The organism is Oceanospirillum sp. (assembly GCF_982874595.1).
On record NZ_CEYNZH010000023.1, the window covers coordinates 39,018 to 46,586 of the forward strand.

Here is a 7,569-nt window from a genome sequence, read left to right on the forward strand (position 1 = left end):
CGGGTGAAATCGATAAAGAAAACACTCGTAATCGGTCTGGGTCTTATTGGTGGCTCGCTGGCGCTGGCGCTTCGTAAAGCAGGGCTGGCTGGCACTATTATCGGCTGTGACCGGGATCTGGAAGAGGTCGATCTGGCGATTCAGATCGGCATGATCGATCAGGGTTCGACTCAGGCTGAGGACTGGATCGCTGAGGCGGATCTGATCATCGTATCGGTTCCTGTGATCGCCATGGAATCGGTCATGGAGCAGCTGAAGCCTCTTTTGCGCCCTGATACCATCGTTACGGATGTCGGCAGCAGCAAGGGTTCTGTTCTGCAGTCAGCTGTTAAGATCTGGGGGGCGCTCCCGGCAAACTTTATTCTCGGTCACCCGATTGCCGGTTCGGAAAAAAGTGGTGTCAGCGCCGCTCTGGTGGATCTGTATCAGAACCATAAGGTGATTCTGACCCCGGCACCGGAAAACAATCCACAGGCTGTTTCTGTTGTGTCTCAGATGTGGCAGGCCGCCGGTGCTGAAGTGCTGACCATGGATATCGAACGCCATGATGAAGTGCTGGCTGCCACGAGTCATCTGCCGCACATGCTAGCGTTTTCTCTGGTCGACACGCTGGCTTCTCAGGATGAAAGCCTGGAAATTTTTCGTTATGCCGCTGGCGGTTTCCGCGATTTTACCCGAATCGCTGCCAGCGACCCTGTGATGTGGCGAGATATCTACATCGCAAACAAACCCGCAGTATTACAAGCGCTTACGGAATTTGAGCAAGGCTTGTCACGTTTAAGAACCGCCATCGAAGAGTCGGATAGTGACGCCATGCTGGGTATTTTTACCCGGGCAAAAGCAGCCCGTGAGCATTTCTCAAGAATTTTGGAAAATTCGGCGTATATCCCTATGCAAAACAAGCTAATCAACTATCGTACAGCGCCGGGCACGGCCCTGAGTGGTCGTATTCGTGTTCCCGGTGACAAGTCTGTCTCTCACCGCTCTATCATGCTGGGCTCTCTGGCGGAGGGCGTGACCCATGTAAAAGGCTTTCTGGAAGGGGAAGACAGTCTGGCAACGCTGCAGGCGTTCCGCGACATGGGTGTGGTGATTGAAGGCCCTCATCAGGGTGAAGTGACGATTCATGGTGTTGGCCTGAATGGTCTGAAAAAGCCAGCAGGCGCGCTGTATCTGGGTAACTCCGGCACCTCTATGCGACTGCTGGCAGGTCTGCTGGCGGGTCAGGCATTTGATGTGGAACTGACCGGTGATGCCTCTCTGACCAAGCGCCCGATGGAGCGTGTTGCTAAGCCGCTGCGTGAAATGGGCGCTGTGGTGGAAACCGCTGAAGGTGGTCGTCCTCCGATGATGATCCGTGGTGGTCAGCCTCTGAAAGGTATAGATTATAAAATGCCGATGGCCAGTGCTCAGGTGAAATCCTGTGTGCTGCTGGCGGGTCTTTATGCTGAGGGTGAAACCAAAACCACAGAGCCTGCGCCAACCCGCGATCATACCGAACGCATGCTGTCGGGTTTCGGTTATGAAGTTGTGCGTGATGGCGCGACCGCTTCGCTGCAGGGTGGCGGTAAGCTGAAAGCGAGTGATATCGACGTACCATCCGATATCTCCTCTGCGGCCTTCTTTATGGTCGCAGGTTCGATTGCAGATCGTTCCGAAATCCTGATTGAGCACGTAGGTATGAACCCGACCCGTATCGGTATCGTGAATATCCTGCGCGAGATGGGGGCTGACATTACTTTGGAAAATGAATCCGAAGTGGGTGGCGAGCCGGTTGCTGATGTTCGTGTACGTTCTGCTGACCTGAAGGGCATTGATATTCCTCAGGATCAGGTGCCGCTGGCCATTGATGAATTCCCGGTACTGTTTGTCGCAGCAGCCTGTGCTGAAGGTGTTACCCGCCTGCGTGGCGCTGAAGAACTGCGAGTGAAAGAGAGTGACCGTATTCAGGTGATGGCTGATGGCCTGCTGGCGCTGGGTATCGAGTGTACCGTTTATGAAGACGGTATCGATATTGTTGGTGGCAAACTGGGTGGCGGTCGTGTTCACAGTCATGATGATCACCGTATTGCGATGTCATTTGCGGTTGCCTCGCTGCGTGCTGAAGGCGAAATCTTTATTGAAGACTGTGCCAATGTGGCGACCTCTTTCCCGGGCTTTGTAGAGCTGGCGAATGGGGTGGGTATGAATATTAGTGTTGAAGAAGCCTGATTCATCAGGCAAGAGGGAAGAAGATGAGTGCATCTGCACCTGTAATTACGCTTGATGGACCGGGTGGTGCCGGTAAAGGCACCATCAGTCAGATTATTGCCGGTAAACTCGGCTGGCATCTGCTGGATAGCGGGGCTCTGTATCGCCTGACGGCTCTTGCGGCAGAGCGTAAAGGCGTTGCTTTCGATGATGAAGCTGCGCTGGCTGAAGTGGCCCGTAATCTGGATATCGCTTTCCTGCCCGGTGCAGAGAATGAGCCGGTCAGTGTGATGCTGGATGGCGAAGAAGTTTCCAAAGAGATCCGTACCGAGGCAACCGGTAACAACGCCTCTATCGTGGCGGCTCTGACTCCTGTGCGTGATGCACTGCTGCAGCGTCAGCGGGACTTCCGTCAGGCGCCAGGTGTTGTTGGCGATGGTCGTGATATGGGAACGGTGGTTTTTACCGATGCTCCGCTGAAGATTTACCTGACCGCCAGTGCCGACGAACGGGCGCGCAGAAGGGTAAAACAGTTGCAAGAAAAGGGCATTGATGCTAAATTCCAAGCCATTTTAAGCGAGATACAAACTCGCGACGAGCGTGATATGAACCGTGAAGTGGCGCCACTAAAGCCTGCTGACGACGCTATCACACTCGATACAACTGAAATGTCGATTCCGGAAGTGGTTACACAGATTATCGATCTGGCTAAAGCTCGCGCTTTGGTCTGATTTTCTGTTTTCTATTTTCGGGGGGTGCCCAGAAAAGTGTCATAGGGAATATCTGTCCTTTAACTGATAAACGGATATTAACCTCAACCGGCGTTAACACTTCTGGGTGCAGATAAAATGAAGCCCGTATTTGCTGGTGATACGGAGACTGTGGTGACGCAAGCCAAACCCTTTTAAAGGTGGCCTTGTGAAGCCCTTAACTTGTAGATCACGTAGGAAAAATAATGAGCGAATTAAGCTTTGCTGAACTGTTTGAACAGAGCCTTCAGGAAGTCAACATGGAGCCAGGCTCCATTGTTACAGCAACTGTTGTTGACATCGATGGCGACTGGGTAACTGTACACGCTGGCCTGAAATCTGAAGGCGTTATCCCACGCTCTCAGTTCTTTAACGAAGGCGAAGAGTTTGCCCTGTCTGTAGGCGACGAAGTTCAGGTAGCTCTGGAAGCAGTAGAAGATGGTTTCGGTGAAACCCGTCTGTCTCGTGAAAAAGCGAAACGTGCTGAAGCATGGAAAGGTCTGGAAGCGGCCTTCGAGAAGAACGAAATCGTTAAAGGTGTGATCAACGGTAAAGTTAAGGGCGGCTTCACTGTAGACGTTCATAACATCCGTGCGTTCCTGCCTGGTTCTCTGGTTGACGTACGTCCGGTACGTGACACGACTCACCTGGAAGGCAAAGAGCTGGACTTCCGCGTAATCAAGCTGGATCCTAAGCGTAACAACGTTGTTGTATCCCGTCGCGCGGTTCTGGAAGCTGAAAACTCCGCAGAACGCGAGCAGCTGCTGGCTAACCTGCAGGAAGGTCAAGAAGTTAAAGGTATCGTTAAGAACCTGACTGACTACGGTGCATTCGTAGATCTGGGTGGTGTTGACGGCCTGCTGCACATCACTGATATGGCTTGGAAGCGCATCAAGCATCCTAGCGAAATCGTTAACGTTGGTGACGAAATCAACGTTAAAGTTCTTAAGTTCGATCGCGAGCGTAACCGTGTATCCCTTGGCCTGAAACAGCTGGGCGAAGATCCATGGGTGAACATCATTTCCCGTTACCCAGAAAACACCAAAGTAACGGCACGCGTTACTAACCTGACTGACTACGGCTGCTTCGCTGAGCTGGAAGAAGGTGTTGAAGGTCTGGTTCACGTTTCTGAAATGGATTGGACTAACAAAAACATCCACCCATCTAAAGTTGTTAACGTGGGTGATGACGTTGAAGTTATGGTACTGGACATCGACGAAGAGCGTCGTCGTATTTCTCTGGGTATTAAGCAGTGCACTCCAAACCCATGGGAAGAGTTCTCTGGTAAGTTCAACAAGAACGACAAAGTGACTGGCTCTATCAAGTCTATCACTGACTTCGGTATCTTCATCGGTCTGGATGGCGGCATCGACGGTCTGGTCCACCTGTCTGACATTTCTTGGAACGAAGCTGGCGAAGAAGCTGTTCGCAAGTACAAGAAAGGCGACGAGATCGAAACGATCATCCTGTCTATCGATCCAGAGCGTGAGCGTATCTCCCTGGGTATCAAGCAGCTGGATAGCGATCCGTTCCAGGAATACGTAGCTGAGAACGACAAAGGCGCTCTGGTAACGGGTAAAGTTATCGCTGTAGACGCTAAAGAAGCAACTATCGAGCTGGCAACTGACGTTACTGCTACTCTGAAAGCTTCTGAAATCAGCCGTGATAAGGTTGAAGATGCTCGCAACGTACTGAACGAAGGTGATGACGTTGAAGCTAAGATCGTTAGCATCGACCGTAAGAACCGCGTAATCAACCTGTCTGTTAAAGCGAAAGACGCAGCTGACGAAAAAGCAGCTCTGCAGAAAGTTCGCAGCCAGGAAGTTGAAACTGCTGGTCCTACCACCATTGGTGATCTGATCAAGCAGCAGATGGAAAACAACTAATCATTCCTGATTAGCTGAGATCCATAAAACCACCGCGAAAGCGGTGGTTTTTTTTGTCTGGGCATTTGCTATGAGCTTATCCGTAATCATGGGTGCAGTTTGTATATTAGCTGTAGGTCACGTGCTGCGTGGGTTGTAGTCATTTCAGTAACTGAATCACATTTATATTATTCAGATTAATAAAGTTGTTGGCATACCTGTTTTGGGGGGGCTACATTTACATCTGTTGCACTGCGGTAGCAGCGAAGGATCAAAACATTTCGGACGTTACGGACAAGGAGGGTGGCCTGTGGGGATTCGGTATAAGACGCACTTAGGAAGTGTGAACCATTCGTTACCTTCGTTGCCGGCAAAGGTCTCTGGCAACCTGTCTCTGAATACGCCGGTTGGTAGCTGTGTCGATCATTTTGGCAGGATTTGGTTAGCCGATACCGCTCATAACCGATTGCTGGTTATGGATGCTTCTCTTGAAACGGTTTTAATGACTTTTGGCACTGTAGGTTGTGGTGAAGGTCAGTTCAATATGCCTTTCCGGCTATTATCCCATCCCGAAAAACATCATATCTACGTCACCGATATTGGTAATTACCGCATTCACATCCTCTCCTACGATAAGGATAGCATTACACCTCTCTCTACTTTTGGTGATACGTCAGATGCTGATCTGAAAGGTCCCAATGGCATTGTTTATCATCAGGGTAAACTTTGTGTTGCTGATGAGTTTTATGAAGGCGCGGATGGTGTCAGTCGACTGGTGGTATTCAGCGATGAGGGTAATTATCTCTACGAGATCCATCAGATCACAGGCTATAAGAATCCTGTGGAGCTTCTTTGGCCTCAGGGCTTGAGTGTTGATCGTCAGGGGCGAATTTACATCGCCAATACCGGGTTTAATACGGTTGTCCGTTGTGATTGGCAGGGTAAAGGGGTGCCCTTTTCTTCCTCAGGTAAACCCTATATTGATGGTCTGGAGTTGGCCCGTGATGTCGCCATCATTCAAGGCAAGGTACTGATACCCGGTGGCAAAAGTAATGCCATCTCAGTTTATAGTCAGAACGGTGTTTCCCAGGGAACCTTGGCTGGTTATTTCTCGCCAATTCAACTGACAGAATATCCCCAGGAAAATACCTTTCTGGTAACTGAACCCATTCTTGCTTCTTTACAGTTACACCGGGTTAATCTTAAACGGGTACAGCGTGGGCGTGACATTTACCCTGAGGTTTTGGCGCAGGTTGGTGATGAACGTGATGGTAAAGGTCAGCTTCATTTTGCAACGTCTGCTGCTGGTGATATAAGCCCCGAAGTAGTCAGTGCTTCTGTGGTTCAGTCTCCAGGCTCGCTGCATTGGTTGGTTCAGCAGCAGATGGGCCAGCTGCAGAAACAACAGGAAAAGCTCCTGAAGTTCTCCGAAATATCAGGTATGCCGACTTGGCTCAATATGGGGCTGAACTGGCAGATGGAGTGGATGCAGCGTTGGCAAAGAAGCTGGCTTTCTCTGTTTATGCCGTCTCAGAATGCAAATAGTGATGAAAGTCTTTGGGTGGTAGATGCCGGGAACTATCAACTGCAATCCACAGGCAATTTAACGCCCAATAGCTTGCGTTCCGCCAGTATGCCGCTGTTGCCGGGCTCTTTGGGGATTAGCTCTCTGACACCGCTTAACCCTTTACCGGGGCAGTTTGACCCCGATACTCCCTTGCTGGTTGTCAGTAACTTCCTCAGCGGAATTGTCACAATTTATCAATACCATCCATTCTACCAGGAGCTGATTCCTTATACGGCTTTCGGTTCACAGGGCGGCGCACCCTGGCAGTTGAATAAGCCTCAGGGAGTGGCTGTAGATCCTGTCAGTCGGGATATTTTTATTGCCGATTCCGGTAATAACCGTATTGCCCGCTGGCGTCTTAATAGACTGGGTATTGCCGGTTTAGTGGATACTTTTGGCACTCAGGGGGATGGGGACAATGAGTTCCATACGCCATCAGATATTGCAGTCTCTGATGACGGTCTTTGTTATATCTCTGATCAGTTTAATCATCGGATACAGATAACGGATCTGGATGGACAGGCAGTTCGCCGTTTTGGTCAGCCGGGCTATGGCACAGATGATGACCATTTCCTTCTTCCTACCAGTGTTGAATTTGAGCAGGGATATCTGTTCGTCTCTGATCTGGTCAATCGCGCAGTGAAGGTTTTTGACCGGAATGATCAATGCGTGTCTTCTTTTGCCGCCTTTGGTGCGGATAGTTCTAAAGGTCAGCTATGGATGCCGTACCTGATGCATGTTCGTAATCGACGAATCTACCTGCCGGATTGTGCTTTGAACCGGGTTAATGTTTACCATTTTGATGCAGGAGATCAGGTGTGAGTGTTTTTACCAGGGCCTCGGCCAAGCGAAGAAAGGATCAACAGCAGCTTGAGCAACTGGGGGGCAGCATGGGCGCTGTTTCCGAAGCAGATTCGGAAGAGCTGCTTGAAACCATCAGGGATGTCATCCGGAAAACAGCGACTGAACCGAATGTGGATCGGAATGTTGCCGTTGAACAACTGAACCGGTTACGGGAAAAGCATCATAAGCTTCTGGCCGGAAAGTGCATTACAGGGCCTTAGGTAAGCGCCTCGGGCAAAGATTAGAGGGAATGTCATGGAAACCAGTTTATCAAAAATATCCATTGCGAGCCGCGCGTGGATGATACTGGGGTTGTTTGCTGTCGGGCTGGTGATTAACACCTTGCTGGATGCTT

General features: G+C 50.4%; 5 protein-coding genes. All 5 read left to right on the forward strand.

Annotated features, from left to right (window positions below; all coding sequences use genetic code 11):
• Positions 1–3 precede the first annotated feature (3 nt).
• The 5 genes from AC4GL5_RS11155 to AC4GL5_RS11175 all read left to right on the forward strand — a co-directional run bounded on the left by AC4GL5_RS11155 (position 4) and on the right by AC4GL5_RS11175 (position 7,435).
• Positions 4–2,211: a bifunctional prephenate dehydrogenase/3-phosphoshikimate 1-carboxyvinyltransferase gene (locus AC4GL5_RS11155; protein ID WP_490382865.1), complete on the forward strand. Its 2,208-nt coding sequence runs from the start codon at positions 4–6 to the stop codon at positions 2,209–2,211.
• A gap of 23 nt (positions 2,212–2,234) precedes the next feature.
• Positions 2,235–2,921 carry a (d)CMP kinase gene (gene cmk, locus AC4GL5_RS11160; protein ID WP_490382866.1) on the forward strand — a complete coding sequence of 229 codons (687 nt, stop codon included), beginning with the start codon at positions 2,235–2,237 and terminating at the stop codon, positions 2,919–2,921.
• A 224-nt stretch (positions 2,922–3,145) separates the two neighbouring features.
• Entirely contained in the window at positions 3,146–4,825 is a 1,680-nt protein-coding gene (gene rpsA / locus AC4GL5_RS11165; protein ID WP_490382867.1) for a 30S ribosomal protein S1, read from the forward strand.
• A 289-nt stretch (positions 4,826–5,114) separates the two neighbouring features.
• Positions 5,115–7,193, forward strand: coding sequence for an NHL repeat-containing protein (locus AC4GL5_RS11170; RefSeq protein ID WP_490382868.1), 2,079 nt, complete (start codon positions 5,115–5,117; stop codon positions 7,191–7,193).
• Positions 7,190–7,435, forward strand: coding sequence for a hypothetical protein (locus AC4GL5_RS11175; protein ID WP_490382869.1), 246 nt, complete (start codon positions 7,190–7,192; stop codon positions 7,433–7,435). The genes AC4GL5_RS11170 and AC4GL5_RS11175 overlap by 4 nt, the downstream gene beginning before the upstream one ends.
• Positions 7,436–7,569: the final 134 nt, after the last annotated feature.